This window comes from Streptomyces sp. NPDC088553 (assembly GCF_044752965.1).
Lineage (GTDB): Bacteria > Actinomycetota > Actinomycetes > Streptomycetales > Streptomycetaceae > Streptomyces.
In genome coordinates this window covers 384,926-402,094 of sequence record NZ_JBIVMG010000007.1, presented here as the reverse complement: position 1 = coordinate 402,094, position 17,169 = coordinate 384,926, and the positions used below count along the sequence as shown (strand labels likewise).

Genomic DNA, 17,169 nt, shown 5'->3' with positions numbered 1-17,169 from the left:
CGTCCGGGTCGGGCCGTCGATCTGACGCACAGCCGGTAACGAGTTCGTAGCGTTCCCCAGAACCCCCTGTCATTCCGGTGGCGGGGGGTTTTGCGCGCCCGTAGGTTGGGACGCATGATCGAGCTTGAGGGCCTGACCAAGCGATACGGGGCGAAGACCGCGGTCGACCATCTCTCCTTCCAGGTGCGTCCTGGGGTGATCACGGGCTTCCTCGGGCCCAACGGGGCGGGCAAGTCCACGACGATGCGGATGATGCTGGACCTGGACAACCCGACGAGCGGGACGGTCCGGATCGACGGCAAGCACTACCGGGAGCTCGAGGAGCCGCTGAAGTACATCGGCGCGCTGCTCGACGCCAAGGCCATGAACGGCGGCCGCTCCGCGTACAACAACCTGCTGTGTCTCGCGCAGTCGAACCGCATCCCGGAGCGCCGGGTGGGCGAGGTGCTGGACCTGGTGGGTCTGACACCGGTCGCGCGGAAGAAGTCGAAAGGTTTCTCCCTCGGCATGGGGCAGCGGCTCGGCATCGCGTCGGCGCTGCTCGGCGATCCCGAGATCCTGATGTTCGACGAACCCGTCAATGGTCTGGACCCTGAGGGAATTCACTGGATCCGCAATCTGATGAAGGCGTTGGCGGCCGAGGGCCGGACGATCTTCGTTTCCAGCCATCTGATGAGTGAAATGGCCCTGACAGCCGATCATCTGATCGTGATCGGACAGGGAAAGCTGCTGGCCGACACGTCGATGGCGGATTTCATCCAGGAGAATTCCCGCAGTTATGTACGACTGCGCTCTCCGCAGCAGGAGCGGCTCCGGGACCTGCTGCACACGCACGGGTTCATCGCGGTCGAGGCGGGCAACGGCACCCTCGAGGTGGACGGGGCGACGACCGAGAAGCTGGGTGAACTCGCCGCCGAGAACGGGCTCGTGCTGCACGAGCTGAGCTCCCAGCGCGCCTCGCTCGAAGAGGCCTTCATGCAGATGACGGCAGGTGCGGTGGAGTACCACGCGCACGGCACCGATGTACACGGTGGCGCCCCGGCGCCCGGCCCCCAGTGGGGCACGACCTCCCAGGGAGCCTGAACGATGGCAGCGGTATCCGCGGTCCTGCAGTCCGAGTGGACCAAGATCCGGACGGTGTCGTCGACCGTCTGGACACTGGCGAGCGCCCTGATCGTCACGGTGGCGATCGGCGCGGCTCTGTCCGCCGTGTTCAACTCCACCTTCGACGACCTCAGCGAGGTCGAGCGGGCCACCTTCGACCCGACCCTGGTCAGCTTCTTCGGGATGACCCTGGGGCAGCTGGCGATGGTGGTCTTCGGCGTCCTGGTGGTGGGGACCGAGTACTCCTCGGGCATGATCCGCACCTCCCTGGCGGCCGTGCCGCAGCGCGCGACCTTCCTCTTCTCGAAGGTCGCGGTGGCGGGCGGACTCGCGTTCGCCGTGGGTCTCGCGACGAGCTTCCTCTCCTTCTTCCTGGGGCAGGCACTGCTCGGCGAGCACCGGGCCTCGATCGGTGACGACAACGTGCTGCGGGCGGTGATCGGCGGCGGGCTCTACATGGGCCTCATCGCGCTGTTCTCCATGGGCGTCGCGGCGATGCTGCGCTCGTCGATGCTCTCGCTCGGCATCCTGATGCCGTTCTTCTTCCTGGTCTCGCAGATCCTGGCCGCCGTGCCGAAGGCCAAGGAGGTGGCCCGCTACTTCCCCGACCAGGCCGGATCGAAGATCATGCAGGTCGTCCCCGACGCCATGAACACGGAGGAGGCTCCGTACGGCCCGTGGGCCGGTCTGGGGATCATGGTGCTCTGGGTGGTGGCCGCGCTGGCCGGCGGCTATCTGGTGCTGAAGAAGCGGGACGCCTGAGTCCTCGACCCCGAGAGCGGTCTCCGGGAGAACCCTGACGTTCCCCCGGAGACCGCCCGGAGGCCGTCTCCACTTCGCCGGAACCGTCAACGGCTGGATAAGCTCCTAGCTCATACGGGGGGCTCCGGCCGACGGCCGCCACGCCCCGACCATGGTGCGACCGACCTGTCGATGGGGCTGGAGAATGATCGAGGCAGTCGGCCTGACGAAGCGCTACGGCGCCAAGACGGCCGTGTACAACCTTTCCTTCCAGGTGAGGCCCGGTGTCGTCACCGGGTTCCTGGGGCCCAACGGGTCCGGCAAGTCGACCACGATGCGCATGATCCTCGGCCTCGACCGGCCGTCCGCGGGCCATGTCACGATCGGCGGCCACCCGTTCCGGCAGCTGCCGAACGCGCCCCGCCAGGTCGGCGCGCTGCTCGACGCGAAGGCCGTGCACGGCGGGCGGAGCGCGCGCAGCCATCTGCTGTCGCTCGCGCAGCTCGCCGGCATCCCGGCGCAGCGCGTCGACGAGGTCCTCGGGGTCGTCGGCCTCCAGGACGTGGCCAAGCGGCGTTCCAAGGGCTTCTCGCTCGGCATGGGCCAGCGGCTCGGCATCGCGGCGGCGCTCCTGGGCGACCCGCAGGTGCTGCTCTTCGACGAGCCGGTCAACGGCCTGGACCCGGAGGGCATCCTCTGGGTCCGCAACCTGATGAAGAAGCTGGCCTCCGAGGGGCGGACGGTCTTCGTCTCCAGCCACCTCATGAGCGAGATGGCCCTCACCGCCGACCATCTGATCGTGATCGGCCGCGGGCAGCTGCTCGCGGACATGAGCGTCACGGACTTCATCTCGGCGAACTCCGCCGACTTCGCCCGGGTGCGGACCCCGGGGACCGATCCGGGTCAGCGGGAGAAGCTGACGGCGGCCCTCATGGAGGCCGGCGGCCAGGTGATGTCGGAGCCGGACGGGGCGCTGCGGGTGACGGGCCTGCCGCTGCCGCGGATCAGTGACCTCGCGCACGACGCGGACGTACGGCTCTGGGAGCTGTCGCCGCACCAGGCCTCCCTGGAGGAGGCGTACATGCGCCTGACGCAGGGCGCCGTGGACTACCGCTCCACCGACGACCGGCTCGCACACCTCCAGCCGCCGCAGCAGCCCGGCCACCAGGGGTACGGCATGCCGCCGCAGCCGGTGGTGCAGGACGTGCCGCAGCAGGGCTGGTACGCACCGCCGCCGCCCGGACAGAACCCGTACGCGGGGGCTCCCGGCCAGCAGCCCGTGCCGGGTCCGTACGCCCCTCCGGCCGCTCAGCAGCCGGCCGCCCCCCAGCCGAGCGACACCACCAAGGACGCCCGATGACCGCCCCCGCCCAGCACCACGCTCCGGCGCCGCACTCCTACGTCTCCCCCATCCCGGTCCGCAGGGCGCACCTCGGTGACGCACTCGCCTCCGAGTGGACGAAGATCCGCTCGGTGCGTTCGACGCTGTGGACGCTCGGGGTCATGGTCCTGCTGATGGTGGCCATCGGCCTGGGGGTGGCGGCGATCGCCGCCAACGCCGGCGAGCAGGAGATGGGCGACGAGTCGGCGCTCGGCTTCGGCTTCTTCGGGATGCTGCCGGCCTCGATCTGTGTGATCACGCTCGGGGTGCTGACGATCGCCTCCGAGTACGGCACCGGCATGATCCGTACGACCCTGACGGCCTGCCCGAGCCGGGCCCGGGTGCTGACGGCGAAGGCGATCGTGTTCTTCCTGCTCGTCTTCACGGTGACCACCGTGGTCGCCGCGCTCGTGGGCGCGGCGCAGGTCGCCCTCGTGGAGTCGGCGGACACGCCGACGACGAGCGAGTGGCTGCGGGCGACGATCGGCGCGGGCGCCTACCTGGCCATGCTGGGGCTGCTGTCGCTGGCGCTCGGCACGCTGATCCGGCACTCGGCCGGTGCGATCACGGTGATGATCGGTCTGCTGCTGCTGCCGCTGGTGGCGGCGCTGTTCATGTTCTCCGAGGCGCTGAAGTCCGTGCAGGAGGCGCTCTTCACTTACGCGATCCCCTCGCAGATGATCTCGCTGTACGCGGCGCAGCCGCCGTTCGGGGACAAGGGCCCGGCGGGCTGGGAGCCGCTGCTGATCATGACCGGGGTCGCCGGGATCGCGCTCGCCGGGGCGTTCGCGCTGCTGAACAACCGGGACGTGTAGTGCGGGAAGCCGGCCCCGGGTCCCCGGGCCGGCTTCCCGGCTCAGTACGCCGGCTCAGCACTCCGGCTCAGTACTTCGGCGCGTTCCTGGACCGCTGCACCCTGCTGGTGCGGCGGTCCTTCGCGTTCCAGCAGGCCTTGTGCCAGTGCCGCCGGTCGTCCACTCCCCCGTACTCCGGCCAGGCGACCATGTGCGGGGCCCCGGCCGGGATCTCCTGGTCGCAGCCGGGGCAGCGGTAGCGCTTGCCGGGCGCGCTCGCCCCGGCGACGAGGCGGACGTACCACTCCTCGCCCTGCCAGGTCTCGGTGCGCTGCACGCCGCCGTACCGGTCGCCGTGGTCGCCCGGCCGCTGCTCGGGCTTCTCGCCGCCTCGGGAACGGTTGTGGCGCGGGGACACGGGCACACCTCACGGGGTCTGGGAACACGGACCGTTCCCTCAAGCCTACGGGCCGCGATGCGGTGCCCCGGGCCCCGTCCGCGACGGCTTAGCCGAAAATCGCAAGAACTTCATGAACGGCCGTTGCCTTTGGCACGTGTCAGACGTTGGTGCCAGTGCGAGGGGAGTTACGCGTCGGCCGCAGAGGAGGCACAAGGCGATGCGCGTGGGTACGTTCGTTCTGGCAGCCCAGTTCCCGGGCCAGGGACAGGGGGAGGCCCTGCACCGGGCGGTGCGGACCGCCGAGGTCGCCGAGGAGGCGGGCCTCGACTCGGTCTGGCTGGCCGAGCACCACTTCGTGCCGTACGGGGTCTGCCCCTCGGCCGTGACACTGGCCGCTCTGCTCCTGGGCCGCACACGACGGCTGCGGGTGGGCACGGCGGTGAGCGTGCTGCCGAACGTCCACCCGGTCGCCCTGGGCGAGCAGGCGGCGCTGCTGCACCTCACCTCGGGCGGCAGGTTCACCCTCGGGGTGGGCCGGGGCGGGCCCTGGGTCGACCTGGAGGTCTTCGGCGCGGGCCTCGACGCGTACGAGACGGGCTTTCCCGAATCGCTCGACCTGCTGCTGCGCTGGCTCTCCGAGCCCCGTGTGGGCGCCGAGGGAGAACGATTCGCCTTCCGTGAGGTACCGGTGGTGCCCCGCCCCGACGAGCTGATCGGCGGCGACCCGGCCCCGGAGGTCGTGGTGGCCTGCACGTCGCCGAGGAGCGTGCGGCTGGCCGCCGAGCGCGGACTGCCGATGCTGCTCGGGATGCACTGCGGCGACGAGGAGAAGGCCGAGATGGTCACGGCCTGGACGCGCTGCGCGCGGGAGGCCGGGCGGGATCCGGACGAGACCGCGCGGATCGGGTCCCACCACGTCTCGGCGGGCGTGGCCCAGCTCGCGGACCGGGGCGCGGACGCGGCGGAGGCGCTGGTGAAGGCGATGCCGGGCTGGCTGAAGCAGGGTCTCGACGCGCATGTGACGGTCGACGGCCGGCACCGGGCGATGCGGGACCCCGTGGCGTACACGGAGCTGCTGTGCGGGTTGCACCCGGTGGGCACGCCCCGGCGCGCGGCGGACCGGCTGGCGGCGACGGCGGAGCGCACGGGCATCACCCGCTTCGCCCTGCTCGCCGAGGGCACGGGCGACCTGGCGTCGACCGAGGAGAACGTGCGGCGGCTCGGCGCGGAGGTCCTGCCGCTGCTCGTCTGACCGTACGGACGGAAGTGCGAACCGTACGGACTCAGGGCGGGGCTGTGCTGCCGCTCCGGCATCTCCGCCGGCGATGCGCGTCGACACGCATCGATCGCGTCTCCCGCGATGCGGAGCGGCAGCACCATGTCTCAGCAGTCGCGCAGTTCCGGCGACTGGTTCAGCAGCTGCCCCCGTACGGACGTGAAGCGGGCGAGCCGCTCGTCCACCGACGGGTCCAGCGGGAAGACCGCCACCCGGTGGCAGTTCTGGAAGGCGAGACGCACCCCGAAATGCCGCTGCAGCGCACCACGAATGGCGTCGCTCGCGAGCGCGCGCAGCAGCTGACCACGTGCCTGCTCATTCGGCGGCGGCGTCTGGTTGTCGGCGAACTCTCCGCCGTCGACCTTCAGCTGAGCCACCAGAGAACTGATCATCTCCCATGCGTAGGGCAGGGAGGTCCGGACGCAGTCGACGAAGTCGGCTTCGTCGACCTCGCCTCGCTCGGCCTGTTCCAACAGTGCCGGTGAGACGTCGAGCGACATGGGTTCTCCTCTCGCGACCCCGCGGACGGGGTCTTGCGGGCAGGGGCGAAGGCCGGGCCGTCCGCCACGCAGCGTGCACGGACGACGACCTCCAGCTTCCACGGTAAGCGCGCAGTCCTGCACGCACCAGGAGATGGGGAACACAACCGGCTGATAACCGACGGGTGTTCGGCTCAGGATCATGCCCGGAGGGGGTCCGGGCGATGCCCGAATCGCGCGGGAGAGCGCCCGTCTTGTAGCGTTGGCGACCATGCGTCTCGTCATTGCCCGTTGCTCCGTGGACTACGCGGGCCGGCTCACGGCCCACCTGCCCTCCGCGCCCCGTCTGATCCTCATCAAGGCAGACGGCAGTGTCTCCATCCACGCGGACGACCGGGCGTACAAACCGCTCAACTGGATGTCCCCGCCCTGCACCCTCAAGGAGGGTGCCGACGGCGAGGCGGGCGTCTGGACCGTGATCAACAAAGCGGGCGAGAAACTGATCATCACGATGGAGGAGATCCTCCACGACTCCTCGCACGAACTGGGTGTGGACCCGGGTCTCATCAAGGACGGCGTCGAGGCGCACCTGCAGGAGCTGCTCGCCGACCGCATCGAGACCCTGGGCGAGGGCTACACCCTAATCCGCCGCGAGTACCCGACCGCGATCGGCCCGGTGGACATCCTCTGCCGGGACTCGGACGGCGCGACGGTCGCGGTCGAGATCAAGCGGCGCGGCGAGATCGACGGCGTCGAGCAGCTGACCCGCTACCTGGAGCTGCTCAACCGCGATCCGCACCTGGCCCCGGTGCGGGGCGTCTTCGCGGCGCAGGAGATCAAGCCGCAGGCGCGGGTCCTCGCCACGGACCGCGGAATCGGCTGCGTGGTCCTGGACTACAACGCGATGCGGGGCATCGAGGACGACAAGCTGCGGCTGTTCTGACGGACGGCGGTGGGACGGCCCCGGGTGCGGTGGACGCGCCCGGGGCCGTCCCCGTCTCCGTACGTGCTCTCCGGCACCGTCCCGTCCGTCAGGCGGGCGTCTCGGAGCCGGTGGCCTCGCCGGGGGCGGGCGGGCCGCCGAGGGACGAGGACGCGGAGATGCTGGGGCTGTTCTCCTCCCCCGACGGAGCCGTCGTGGGCGGGGTCGTCGTCACCGGCGGCGTCGTGGTCGGCGGCGTCGTCGACGGCGGGTTGGTGGGAGGTGTCGGCGGCGTCGTCGTCGGCGGCTTCGGGGGCGTCGTCGTGGGCCGCGGCGGCCGCGTGGTCGAGCCCGTCGGCGGGGCCGTCGTCGTCGTGGGCGGCCTGGTCGTCGACGGGCTGTCCGAGGACGACGGCGTGCCGGAGCCGCCCGGGGTGCCCGAGCTCGACGGGTCCGACGGGCCGGACGGCGAGGCGCTCCCGGAGACGGAGGGGCTCGGGGAGCCGGAGCGGGTGGCCTCGCCGGTCTCGCCGGGCTCCCCCGCGTCGCCGTCGGCCGGCTGCTCCTCGCCTTCGACGCCGTCGCCGGTGGTGTCGTCGGTGGCCGTGCTGTCGGAGGTGACGCGGTTGGTGGCCGGGTCCTCGCCGTTGCCGGAGGTGGCGCCGAGGGTCACGACGGTGCCGAGGACGGCGACGAGGAGCGCGCCCGCGCCGACGGCGGCGAGGTTGCGGCGCGCGCCGTTGATGATGCCGCCCTTGAGGCCCGGGCCGCCGGTGCCCTTGGTGGTGTCGGGGCGGGTGATGAGCGTCGGGCCCTCGTCGGCGAAGTCGGGGAACGCCGGCATGGAGGATCGCGCCGTGCCTCGCCCGGGCACGCCGGACGGCGGGGTCCGGTCGAGGGCTCCCGCGGCTCCGCCCGGCGGCGTCGGGAAGGGCTCGGGGGCCGGTCTGCGGCCCGGGCCGCGCAAGGAGGGAATGCCGCGGGGCGGCGAGACGGGTTCCTCGGCGCGGGTCGCGGCCGGGGCGGTGTGCTCTCCGGAGAGGTCGGCGACCAGGGCGAGCGCCCGGCGTCCCGCGACGGTGCCGCGCTTGTCGGCGAGCGCGCCGCGCATGCCGATGGAGGCCTCCAGCTCGGCGCGGGCCCGCTCCAGGTTCCCGGCGCACAGCGCGAGGACGCCGAGCTCGTGGTGGAAGTAGGCCTCCTCGGCGACCTCTCCGGCGAGCCGGGCGGCCTCCTGTCCGGCGCGCAGGGCCCGTTCCCAGGCGCCCCAGTGCAGTCCGGCGGCGAAGGCGGGGGCGGCGGCGCGGGCGAGCAGGACGGCGGTGGCGCGGTGTTCGGCATCCGTCTCGGGGTCGCCTCCGGTGCCGGCGACGAGGACGGACAGGGCGGCGAGGAGGGCGTCGGACTCGGCGGCGGCCCGCTCGGGGGTGACGGAGGGGTGGGTGGCCCACCATGCGTAGTGCTGGGCGACGGTGTGGGCGCGGTCGGCTCCCTCCGTCTCGTACCCCTGGGCGAGGAGCTGGGTGAGGACCCCGGCGGCCAGCCGGTAGCGGGGGCCGACCGGGGAGAGCAGGCCGCAGGCCCGCAGTTCACCGAGGGCGGCGTCGGCGTGGGTGTCGCCGACGAGGGCCGGCAGATGGGCCTGGTGCGGGACCTCGCCGCCGAGGGCGACGGCGAAGCGCAGCGCGGTCTGGGCGGAGCGGCTGAGGCGGGAGGCGAGCAGGGCGGCGGGGGCGGCGCCCTCGCCGAGGCTGGGCAGGGGTATCTCGCGCAGTTCGACGTCGGGGTCCTCGACTCCGTCGAAGGCCGCCGCGGCGGCGGCCGCTGCCGCTTCGGGGTCGGTCGGCCCGAAGGCCTCCTCCAGGGCGCCGAAGGCGTCGAACTCGGCGGGGGTGACGCGGAGCCGGTCGCGCTGGCGGAGCAGGGCGCCGGCCTGGACGAAGCGGAGCGGCAGGCCCTCGGACTCGAACCACAGGTCGCCGGCCCAGTTGGCCTCGTCGTCGGTGAGAGTGCGGCCGACGGCGCTCTCCAGGAGCGTGAGCGCGGCGCCGCGGCCGAGGCCGGCGAGGTGGATGTCCTCGACGTGGGCGTCGGCCGAGGGGGCGGGGGTGTCGGGTCCGGCTGCGAGCAGGAAGGCGCATTCGGGGGCGGCGGCGAGGAACTCGTCGAGGGCGGCGCCGCCGAACTCCAGGTCGTCGACGACGACGACGGCGCCGATCTCGCGGAGCCGGGCGTGGAGCTCGGTGCGGCCGGGCCGGTGGTCCGGGGCGTACCGGACGGCGACGAACAGCTCGTGGAGGAGTTCGGCCGGGGTGCGGTGGTGACCGGAGAGCCGGACGACTCCGTCGGGCGCGAGGTCGGCGCAGTCGGCGGCGACGGCGTCGAGGAGGGCGGTGCGGCCGGATCCGGCGGGGCCGCTCAGCCGGGCGGAGCGGCCGCGGCCGAGGATGCCGACGAGTCGCTCGCGCTCCTCCTGGCGTTCGAGGAGGGGCAGCGTGGGCGCGGCCGGGCCCGGCGGTACGGGCGGGGCGGCGGCTCGGGCGGCCTCAGCGCGCTCCTCCGCGGTGCGGGGGCGGGGGGCCGCGGGTTCATGGCCGGGCGGGCAGGGTTCGATCTCGCTGCCGTCGACCGGGTTGACGGTGACGAGCAGGTCGCCGGAGACGAGCCGGACGACGCGGGCACGCGCGGGTGCGGGGGCCAGGGCCGGGGCGGGGGTGCCGCGTCCCTGGCGGGCGTCGTCGCCCTCGCCGTCGTGTCCGTACTCCTCCGGCCCCCGGTTGATCGGGTCCATGGTCCAAGCCCCCAAGAAGCGGTGTCCGGTGCCCGCCGGATGGGTCCGTCAAATGTGCAGGCGAGCGAACCCTAGACCGTGGTCAGGCGCTCGGGAACAGGTGGGGTGCCCAGGAGACCCAGTCGTCACGGTCTTGTGAGGATTGAGCGGGACGCCTGGTTCACACAGCTGCTTCACACGCGCGCCATCGCGGGTCGTCCCGCTCCGGGTCGTCCCTGCTCGCGGCAGGTGTCCCGGTCCGGGCAAGCCCTGTCCTCGGCGTCGGCACCCCGCTCCGGGTGGTCACACCCGGGGCAGGGACTCCAGCGCGAGGCCGCCCTCGATGGCGAGGATGCGGTGCAGCTTGGTGGCGACGAGGAGCCGCTGCATCTGGGGCGGCACCCCGCGCAGGACGAGCCGTCGGCCGCAGCGGCCCGCACGTCGGTGGGCGCCCATGATGACGCCGAGTCCGGTCGCGTCCCAGGAGTCGAGGCCGGTCAGGTCGAGCACCAGGTCGCCGACGCCGTCGTCGACGGCCGAGTGCAGGACCGTGCGGGCGTCCGCCGCGCTCCGGACGTCGAGGCGGCCCCCGACGACCAGCTCGACATGGTCGCCCCTGATGTGCATATGCGCTCCCCGAGAGTGCTCCGTCTTCGCAACAACTGACTGCCGCACCGGCAGATACGTTGCGCCTTGTCAGCGAACCGATACCGAAATTCACCCCACGGGGTGAGGCGGGGTGGCGGGTACGGCTCAGTACTTGTAGAAGCCCTGCCCGCTCTTGCGGCCGATGTCACCCGCGTCCACCATCCGGCGCATCAATTCGGGCGCCGCGAACTTCTCGTCCTGGGACTCGGTGTAGATGTTGTTGGCCGCGTTCACCAGGATGTCGATGCCGGTGAGGTCGGCGGTGGCGAGCGGGCCCATGGCGTGGCCGAAGCCGAGCTTGCAGGCGATGTCGATGTCCTCGGCGGTGGCGACGCCGGACTCATGGAGCTTCGCGGCCTCGACGACGAGGGCCGAGATGAGGCGGGTGGTGACGAAGCCGGCGACGTCGCGGTTGACGACGATGCAGGTCTTGCCGACGGACTCGGCGAACTCCCGGGCGGTGGCGAGGGTCTCGTCGCTGGTCTTGTAGCCGCGGACGAGCTCGACGAGCTGCATCATCGGGACCGGCGAGAAGAAGTGGACGCCGACGACGGACTCGGGACGCTCGGTCACCGCGGCGATCTTGGTGATCGGGATCGCGGAGGTGTTGGAGGCGAGGACGGCGCCGTCCTTGGCGATCTTGTCCAGCGAGCGGAAGATCTCGTGCTTGACGTCGAGGTTCTCGAAGACGGCCTCGACGATGACGTCGGCGTCGGCGACGGCCTCGAGCTCGGTGGTGGCGGTGATGCGGCCGAGGGCGGCCTCGGCGTCGGCGGCGTCCAGCTTGCCCTTCGCGACGAACCGGTCGTACGACGCCTTGATGCCGTCGGTGCCCCGGGTGAGGGCGGCGTCGGTGACGTCACGCAGGACGACGTCCCAGCCCGCCTGTGCCGAGACCTGTGCGATGCCGGATCCCATGAGTCCGGCCCCGATGACGGCGAGCTTCCTGGCCACGATGTTCCACCCCTTAACGCCTGTTCACTTCTGGCTCTCCGGCGGAGATTAGCGGTCGGGAGCCGTCATGTGACCGTGAAGTAATGCGCGTCACGCCCTGTTTGACGGACGTCACACTCGCAGCACCCCGTTCGGGCGCCTTCGCCGTCGCGACATACCCACGGGGGGTAGGTCCCGCGCGGGGCGGTGTCCGGAGGGGAGCGGCCCGTCAGCTCTCCCGTACCGCGTAGTCGAGGACCTTCTCGCTCAGCAGCTCCTCGATCTCGTCGAGGAGTACGAGCGCCTCGCGGGAGACGGTGGTCGCCCTGCCCCCGGCGGTCATCGCCCGGGTGATGTAGCCGACGACGGTGGTCTCGATCCAGGCGAGCTGTCCGCCGACGAGCAGCGGCAGCGGGTCCTCGGCGGCGGCGCCGGTCTCCTCGCGGAGGGTGGTGACGACGGCGTCGTGGACCTGCTCCTGGACGTGGAAGAGCCGGGCCTTGAGGGTGGGGGCGTGCTCGATGACGTTCATGAAGGCGTCGAAGCCGTCCATGAGTCCGTACGCGGGTGACACGGCCCCGATGTCCTGGCGGAGTTCACGCAGGACGGCCCGCGCGGCGGACTCCCCGCGGTCGCGGCCGCGGATCGCCCGGGCGAGGCGCTGGGTGACGCCGTCCATCCGGTCGAGGAAGAGGTCCTCCTTGGCCGGGAAGTAGTTGTAGACCGTGTTGACGGAGACGTCCGCCGCCTCGGCGACGTCCGCGACGGTCACATGGACGAAGCCGTGCTCCAGGAAGAGCCCGGTCGCGATGTCCGAGATCCGCTGCTTCGTCTCGCGCTTCTTGCGTTCCCTGAGTCCCTCGGCCATGCCCCTCATCCTAGGCTCCCTGAAACTTCACCACCTCCCCAACTTTGCTGGCACTGGAATTTTGGTGGCGTTGCAAAATTTCAGTGACTCTGTTTTTGTAGTCGCCATGCCCATCATCAGCACGGCCGGGCTCGCCCGGACCTTCACGACCAGGAACGGCCCCGTGGAGGCCGTCCGCGGAATCGACCTCACCGTCCGACCCGGCGAGATCCTCGGCCTCCTCGGCCCCAACGGCGCCGGCAAGACCACCACTCTCCGGATGCTCACCACGCTCCTGCCGCCCACCGGCGGCGCCGCCACCGTCGCCGGCCACGACCTCGTACGGGACCCCGCCGCCGTCCGCCGCCGCATCGGGTACGTCGCCCAGTCCGGCGGCCTCGACCCCCAGGAGACCGTCCGCTCCGAACTCGTCACCCAGGGCCGGCTCCACGGCATGAACCGGGCCCGCGCGACGGCCCGCGCCGAGGAACTCGCGGACGACCTCGGGCTCACCGAACTCCTCGACCGCAGGACCCCGGCGCTCTCCGGCGGCCAGCGCCGTCGGCTCGACCTCGCCATGGGGCTCACCCACCGGCCGGAGATCCTCTTCCTCGACGAGCCGACGACCGGCCTCGACCCCGGCAGCCGCGCCGACCTGTGGGCGCTGGTGCGGCAGCTGCGCGACGAGCACGGCACCACCGTCGTCCTCACCACCCACTACCTGGACGAGGCCGACGCCCTCGCCGAGCGGCTGGTGATCATCGACAAGGGCACGGTCGTCGCCGAGGACTCCGCCGCCGGCCTCAAGGCCGCCCACGGCGCCGCCACCCTCCAGGAGGCGTTCCTCGCCGTCACCGGGCGCGGCCCGGCCCCCGTCGACACGACCCCCGTAGCCGTCTAGGACCTCCCGGTCCCCTCACGTCCCCAGGACATCCGATGCTGCTCCACGACACCGCGATCCTCTTCGGGCGCTACGCCCGCCAGACCCTCCGCTCTCCGTTCCAGATCTTCTTCGGCGCCCTGATGCCGCTGCTCTACCTGCTGCTCTTCGGGCCGCTGCTCACCGGGCTGCCGCTCGGCGGCGAGGGCGACTCCTGGCAGATCCTCGTCCCCGGTCTGCTGCTCCAACTGGGGCTCTTCGGCGCCTCGTTCGCCGGCTTCTCGATCATCATGGAGAAGAACTGGGGGGTGTTCGACCGGATGCGGGTCACCCCGGTGAGCCGGCTCGCCCTGCTGCTCGGCCGGGTCCTGCGGGACGCCGCCCTCTTCGTCTTCCAGGCGGTGCTGCTCGTCCTGGTCGCCCTGCCGATGGGCCTCAGGGCGCCGCTCGCCGGCATCCTGATCGGCTTCGGCTTCGTCGCGCTGCTCTCGGTGGCGCTGGCCTCCCTCTCGTACGCGCTCGCCCTGCGGTTGCGCACCCCGCAGGAGTTCGGACCCGCGATCAACACGCTCGCGATGCCGGCGATGCTGCTGTCGGGCCTCATGCTTCCGATGACCCTCGCCCCCGGCTGGCTGGACGTCCTCTCGCGCCTGATGCCGTTCCGCCATCTGGTGGACGCGGTCCGGGAGGCGTACACCGGGCACTACACGTCACCGACTCTGCTGTACGGGGTGCTCGTCGCCCTCGGCGTCGCGGCGCTCGCCGTGACGGTCGGCACACGGACGTTCCAGAAGGCCATCGCCTAACTAGGCTGGTCCCATGGTCAATCTGACGCGCATCTACACCCGTACCGGCGACCAGGGCACCACGGCGCTCGGCGACATGAGCAGGACCGCCAAGACCGATCTGCGGATCTCCGCCTACGCCGACGCCAACGAGGCCAACGCCGCCATCGGTACGGCGATCGCCCTCGGGCAGCTCGACGCGGAGGTCGTGAAGGTCCTCGTCCGGGTGCAGAACGACCTGTTCGACGTGGGCGCGGACCTCTGCACCCCGGTGGTCGAGGACCCGAAGTACCCGCCGCTGCGGGTCGAGCAGTCGTACGTCGACAAGCTGGAGGCCGACTGCGACCTCTTCCTGGAGCCGCTCGACAAGCTGCGCTCCTTCATCCTGCCGGGCGGCACGCCCGGGGCGGCGCTGCTGCACCAGGCGTGCACGGTGGTCCGGCGGGCGGAGCGCTCCACCTGGGCGGCCCTGGAGGTGCACGGCGAGACGATGAACGCCCTCACCGCCACGTACCTCAACCGCCTCTCAGACCTGCTCTTCATCCTTGCCCGGACGGCGAACAAAGAGGTCGGGGACGTGCTCTGGGTCCCGGGCGGGGACCGCTGACGCCTCACCCTCCGGGGCCCGCCTCGGCCAGATCACGTAGCTGAGCGCGATCAGGCCGTGGATGCCCGCCGTCCGCCAGGCGACGAGGATCCAGGCGTAGAGACCGTCGGTGTTCCCGTCGTCGCCGACGTACAGCGCGGCCAGGAGCAGCAGCCCCGAGGCGACGGCCGCCGCCGTCACCGAGCCCAGCCAGACCTTGCCCTCGTGGCGGGCGCGGGCCATCCCGTACTGCGGAGGCTTCGGGGGCCGGGGCGCGCCGCCGAGGCGGTGGGCGGCGTGGCCGTCGAGCCACTTCACGGTGCGGTGGCCGTGGCCGACGGTGTAGCCGATGTAGAGAGCGGCGAGGCCGTGCTTCCAGCTGGGGTCGGCGCCGTTCTTGAGATCGATCGCGGTGACGACGAGGAGGAGGACCTCCAGGAGCGGCTCGCAGAGCAGCAGCGCGATACCCGTCCGGGGCATTTTCAGGAGGTAGCGGGTGGCGAGGCCGGCGGCCAGCAGGACCCAGAAGCCGACCTCGCAGATGACGATCAGCGTGACGATCACGAGGGTTCCCCTTTCGGTGCCCCCTCAGCGTCTCCCGGCGGACCGCCCGGATCGTCGTCGCCGATGACGAAGTGCGCCTACATCCTTCGATGGAGGAGCGGATCGGCCCGGACGGCGAGGCCCGGGCTCCGCGGGCCGTGTTGGATGGGAACGTGACACTCCCCCGACCGCACCGCACCGACCTGCTCATGGCCGCCGGCGGCCTCGCCATCGGTCTGCTGATGTGGTCCTTCGGACTGCACACCCAGACCGACCGGCTGATCACCGCGCGCTGGGCGACGCTGATCCCGCTCTTCGTCACGGCCGCGATGGTGGCCCTGCGCCGGACGAGGCCGCTGACCGCCCTGAACGTCGGCACGGTCGCCCTCGTCGCGGACCAGTTCACCTACGGCACGCTCGTGACCGCGCTGATGTTCACGGACCTCGTCTACGCGGCCGTGGTCTACGGGAGCGCCGCCGCCGCCCGGCGCATCCCGTATCTCACCGGACTCATCACGATCGGCGTGACGATCGGCTTCCTGGTCTGGTGGCAGAACGCGATCGCCCTGGTGGTCGGCCTGATCACCGGCATGGTGTCGTTCCTGCCCGCGCTGACCGGAGCGGTCGTACGCAATCACCGTCAGGCCGCCGACGCCGCCCTCCTCCGCGCGGAGCAGACCGCGCTGCTCGCGGAGATGGACCGTACCCAGGCCGTCGTCGCCGAGCGGGCCCGGATGGCGCGCGAGCTGCACGACATGGTCGCGAACCACCTCTCGGCCATCGCGATCCACTCCACCGCGGCGATGTCGATCGACGAACCGGCCACCACCCGGCAGGCGCTGACCGTGATCCGGGAGAACAGCGTGGCCGGACTCTCGGAGATGCGGCGGCTCATCGGCCTCCTCCGGGACAGCAGCGGGGACACGGAGCCGGCCGCCGCGCCCACGCTCGCCGGGCTTGACGCCCTGGTCGACCAGGCGCGGGCCAACGCCGGGCCGAGCGGTCTCGACCTCGTCCTGGAGGACGGCCGGGAGTCGACGGAGGGCCTCCCGGCGCCGGTGGAGCTGGCCGCGTACCGGATCGTGCAGGAGTCCCTGACGAACGCGCTCAAGCACGCGGCTCCGGGCGAGGTCCGGGTGGTGCTCACCGGCGGACGGTCTGCCCTTACTGTCGAGGTGACGAGTCCGTGCGGGGAGCGCCCCGGCCCGACCGCGCCCGGTTCGGGCGCCGGTCTGGTGGGGATGCGGGAGCGGGTGGACCTGCTCGGCGGCGCGTTCGAGGCGGGTCCTGTGACGGACCGCGAGGGACGGAAGCAGTGGCAGGTCAGGGCGGAACTGCCCATGGACGTGAAGGACGAGGAGCGGGCATGACAGTGCGGGTGGTGGTCGCCGAGGACCAGTCCGCGGTACGGGCGGGGCTTGTGCTCATCCTGGGCAGCGCACCGGACATCGAGGTCGTCGGGGAGGCGGCGGACGGTGAGCGGGCGGTGGAGCTCGCCCGTGAACTCCGCCCCGATCTGGTCCTGATGGATGTGCAGATGCCCCGGATGGACGGGGTGACGGCGACCGGGATCGTCGTGTCGGAGGGGCTCGCCGATGTGCTGGTCCTGACGACCTTCGACCTCGACGCGTATGTGTTCGGGGCGCTGCGGGCGGGGGCGTCGGGCTTCCTGCTGAAGAATGCGGATGCGCGGGAGCTGATCGAGGCGGTCCGGACGGTGGCGCGCGGCGAGGGGCTCATCGCCCCCGCGGTGACGCGGCGGCTGATCGCGGAGTTCGCCGCGACGGGCGCTCCGGTGCGGCCGGCACCGAAGACGGACCCCTCCGTGCTCGACGTCCTGACGCCCCGGGAGCGGCAGGTCCTGTCGACGCTGGGCCAGGGCCTGTCGAACGCGGAGATCGCGGTACGCCTCGACATGGCGGAGGCGACGGTGAAGACCCACGTCAGCAAGGTGCTCGGGAAGCTGGCACTGCGGAGCAGGGTCCAAGCGGCCGTGCTCGCACAGGAGTTGGGGGTCTAGGAGGACATCGGCGACGTTGGTCTGGACCTCTTGACGATTGGTCCAGACCTTCCTACGCTC

The 17,169-nt window shown here is 71.8% G+C and carries 18 protein-coding genes; 11 read left to right on the top strand and 7 right to left on the bottom strand.

What is annotated here, in order from left to right; all coding sequences use genetic code 11:
- Nucleotides 1-114: 114 nt before the first annotated feature.
- From ACIP8Z_RS25695 to ACIP8Z_RS25680, 4 genes are all read left to right on the top strand, one after another.
- Nucleotides 115-1,083 (top strand): ABC transporter ATP-binding protein, encoded by a 969-nt coding sequence (locus ACIP8Z_RS25695; RefSeq protein ID WP_402087249.1) that lies wholly within the window; start codon nt 115-117, stop codon nt 1,081-1,083.
- A gap of 3 nt (nt 1,084-1,086) precedes the next feature.
- Nucleotides 1,087-1,866: an ABC transporter permease gene (locus ACIP8Z_RS25690; protein WP_319309805.1), complete on the top strand. Its 780-nt coding sequence runs from the start codon at nt 1,087-1,089 to the stop codon at nt 1,864-1,866.
- A 184-nt stretch (nt 1,867-2,050) separates the two neighbouring features.
- A complete protein-coding gene (locus tag ACIP8Z_RS25685) occupies nt 2,051-3,205 on the top strand; it encodes an ATP-binding cassette domain-containing protein (protein ID WP_402087247.1) in 1,155 nt (384 codons plus the stop codon).
- Entirely contained in the window at nt 3,202-4,041 is an 840-nt protein-coding gene (locus ACIP8Z_RS25680; RefSeq protein ID WP_402087244.1) for an ABC transporter permease, read from the top strand. The genes ACIP8Z_RS25685 and ACIP8Z_RS25680 overlap by 4 nt, the downstream gene beginning before the upstream one ends.
- A gap of 67 nt (nt 4,042-4,108) precedes the next feature.
- On the opposite strand, the gene ACIP8Z_RS25675 is transcribed toward ACIP8Z_RS25680, so the two are convergent.
- Entirely contained in the window at nt 4,109-4,438 is a 330-nt protein-coding gene (locus ACIP8Z_RS25675; protein ID WP_402087242.1) for an ATP/GTP-binding protein, read from the bottom strand.
- Between the two features lie 199 nt (nt 4,439-4,637).
- Between ACIP8Z_RS25675 and ACIP8Z_RS25670 the strand changes: the two genes are divergently transcribed.
- On the top strand, nt 4,638-5,672 hold the full coding sequence (locus tag ACIP8Z_RS25670) for an LLM class flavin-dependent oxidoreductase (protein ID WP_402087239.1): 1,035 nt from the start codon (nt 4,638-4,640) through the stop codon (nt 5,670-5,672).
- Between the two features lie 131 nt (nt 5,673-5,803).
- On the opposite strand, the gene ACIP8Z_RS25665 is transcribed toward ACIP8Z_RS25670, so the two are convergent.
- On the bottom strand, nt 5,804-6,196 hold the full coding sequence (locus ACIP8Z_RS25665) for an SCO5389 family protein (RefSeq protein ID WP_015036224.1): 393 nt from the start codon (nt 6,194-6,196) through the stop codon (nt 5,804-5,806).
- A 250-nt stretch (nt 6,197-6,446) separates the two neighbouring features.
- Between ACIP8Z_RS25665 and nucS the strand changes: the two genes are divergently transcribed.
- Nucleotides 6,447-7,118 (top strand): endonuclease NucS, encoded by a 672-nt coding sequence (gene nucS / locus ACIP8Z_RS25660; protein WP_187622550.1) that lies wholly within the window; start codon nt 6,447-6,449, stop codon nt 7,116-7,118.
- 88 nt (nt 7,119-7,206) lie between these two features.
- On the opposite strand, the gene ACIP8Z_RS25655 is transcribed toward nucS, so the two are convergent.
- The 4 genes from ACIP8Z_RS25655 to ACIP8Z_RS25640 form a co-directional block, all read right to left on the bottom strand.
- A complete protein-coding gene (locus ACIP8Z_RS25655; RefSeq protein ID WP_402087237.1) occupies nt 7,207-9,888 on the bottom strand; it encodes an ATP-binding protein in 2,682 nt (893 codons plus the stop codon).
- A 282-nt stretch (nt 9,889-10,170) separates the two neighbouring features.
- Nucleotides 10,171-10,494, bottom strand: coding sequence for an STAS domain-containing protein (locus ACIP8Z_RS25650; RefSeq protein WP_015036221.1), 324 nt, complete (start codon nt 10,492-10,494; stop codon nt 10,171-10,173).
- Between the two features lie 126 nt (nt 10,495-10,620).
- Nucleotides 10,621-11,469, bottom strand: coding sequence for a 3-hydroxyacyl-CoA dehydrogenase family protein (locus ACIP8Z_RS25645; RefSeq protein WP_383869372.1), 849 nt, complete (start codon nt 11,467-11,469; stop codon nt 10,621-10,623).
- Between the two features lie 208 nt (nt 11,470-11,677).
- Nucleotides 11,678-12,316, bottom strand: a complete 639-nt coding sequence (locus ACIP8Z_RS25640) for a TetR/AcrR family transcriptional regulator (RefSeq protein WP_402087235.1) — start codon at nt 12,314-12,316, stop codon at nt 11,678-11,680.
- Nucleotides 12,317-12,422: 106 nt separating this feature from the next.
- Here ACIP8Z_RS25640 and ACIP8Z_RS25635 point away from each other — a divergent pair, with 106 nt between their 5' ends.
- The 3 genes from ACIP8Z_RS25635 to ACIP8Z_RS25625 are packed head-to-tail and all read left to right on the top strand — an operon-like array spanning nt 12,423 to nt 14,567.
- On the top strand, nt 12,423-13,196 hold the full coding sequence (locus tag ACIP8Z_RS25635) for an ABC transporter ATP-binding protein (RefSeq protein WP_402087232.1): 774 nt from the start codon (nt 12,423-12,425) through the stop codon (nt 13,194-13,196).
- A 35-nt stretch (nt 13,197-13,231) separates the two neighbouring features.
- Entirely contained in the window at nt 13,232-13,981 is a 750-nt protein-coding gene (locus ACIP8Z_RS25630) for an ABC transporter permease (RefSeq protein WP_402087229.1), read from the top strand.
- Between the two features lie 13 nt (nt 13,982-13,994).
- Nucleotides 13,995-14,567, top strand: a complete 573-nt coding sequence (locus tag ACIP8Z_RS25625) for a cob(I)yrinic acid a,c-diamide adenosyltransferase (protein ID WP_402087227.1) — start codon at nt 13,995-13,997, stop codon at nt 14,565-14,567.
- Here ACIP8Z_RS25625 and ACIP8Z_RS25620 read toward each other — a convergent pair.
- A complete protein-coding gene (locus tag ACIP8Z_RS25620; protein ID WP_402087225.1) occupies nt 14,487-15,110 on the bottom strand; it encodes a hypothetical protein in 624 nt (207 codons plus the stop codon). The genes ACIP8Z_RS25625 and ACIP8Z_RS25620 overlap by 81 nt on opposite strands.
- Before the next feature lie 152 nt (nt 15,111-15,262).
- On the opposite strand from ACIP8Z_RS25620, the gene ACIP8Z_RS25615 reads away from it, so the two are divergent.
- Entirely contained in the window at nt 15,263-16,459 is a 1,197-nt protein-coding gene (locus tag ACIP8Z_RS25615; protein ID WP_402087223.1) for a sensor histidine kinase, read from the top strand.
- Nucleotides 16,456-17,109: a response regulator gene (locus ACIP8Z_RS25610; RefSeq protein WP_402087220.1), complete on the top strand. Its 654-nt coding sequence runs from the start codon at nt 16,456-16,458 to the stop codon at nt 17,107-17,109. Before ACIP8Z_RS25615 ends, ACIP8Z_RS25610 begins: the two co-directional genes overlap by 4 nt.
- The last annotated feature ends 60 nt before the right edge of the window (nt 17,110-17,169 follow it).

What these genes read in the sequence shown, in the direction of transcription:
- ACIP8Z_RS25610 (WP_402087220.1), top strand. Translation starts at nt 16,456, where the DNA reads ATGACAGTGCGGGTGGTGGTCGCCGAGGACCAGTCCGCGGTACGGGCG.
- ACIP8Z_RS25625 (WP_402087227.1), top strand. Translation starts at nt 13,995, where the DNA reads ATGGTCAATCTGACGCGCATCTACACCCGTACCGGCGACCAGGGCACC.
- ACIP8Z_RS25695 (WP_402087249.1), top strand. Translation starts at nt 115, where the DNA reads ATGATCGAGCTTGAGGGCCTGACCAAGCGATACGGGGCGAAGACCGCG.
- ACIP8Z_RS25670 (WP_402087239.1), top strand. Translation starts at nt 4,638, where the DNA reads ATGCGCGTGGGTACGTTCGTTCTGGCAGCCCAGTTCCCGGGCCAGGGA.
- ACIP8Z_RS25690 (WP_319309805.1), top strand. Translation starts at nt 1,087, where the DNA reads ATGGCAGCGGTATCCGCGGTCCTGCAGTCCGAGTGGACCAAGATCCGG.
- ACIP8Z_RS25685 (WP_402087247.1), top strand. Translation starts at nt 2,051, where the DNA reads ATGATCGAGGCAGTCGGCCTGACGAAGCGCTACGGCGCCAAGACGGCC.
- ACIP8Z_RS25630 (WP_402087229.1), top strand. Translation starts at nt 13,232, where the DNA reads ATGCTGCTCCACGACACCGCGATCCTCTTCGGGCGCTACGCCCGCCAG.
- nucS (WP_187622550.1), top strand. Translation starts at nt 6,447, where the DNA reads ATGCGTCTCGTCATTGCCCGTTGCTCCGTGGACTACGCGGGCCGGCTC.
- ACIP8Z_RS25665 (WP_015036224.1), bottom strand. Translation starts at nt 6,196, where the DNA reads ATGTCGCTCGACGTCTCACCGGCACTGTTGGAACAGGCCGAGCGAGGC.
- ACIP8Z_RS25650 (WP_015036221.1), bottom strand. Translation starts at nt 10,494, where the DNA reads ATGCACATCAGGGGCGACCATGTCGAGCTGGTCGTCGGGGGCCGCCTC.
- ACIP8Z_RS25680 (WP_402087244.1), top strand. Translation starts at nt 3,202, where the DNA reads ATGACCGCCCCCGCCCAGCACCACGCTCCGGCGCCGCACTCCTACGTC.
- ACIP8Z_RS25655 (WP_402087237.1), bottom strand. Translation starts at nt 9,888, where the DNA reads ATGGACCCGATCAACCGGGGGCCGGAGGAGTACGGACACGACGGCGAG.
- ACIP8Z_RS25635 (WP_402087232.1), top strand. Translation starts at nt 12,423, where the DNA reads ATGCCCATCATCAGCACGGCCGGGCTCGCCCGGACCTTCACGACCAGG.
- ACIP8Z_RS25640 (WP_402087235.1), bottom strand. Translation starts at nt 12,316, where the DNA reads ATGGCCGAGGGACTCAGGGAACGCAAGAAGCGCGAGACGAAGCAGCGG.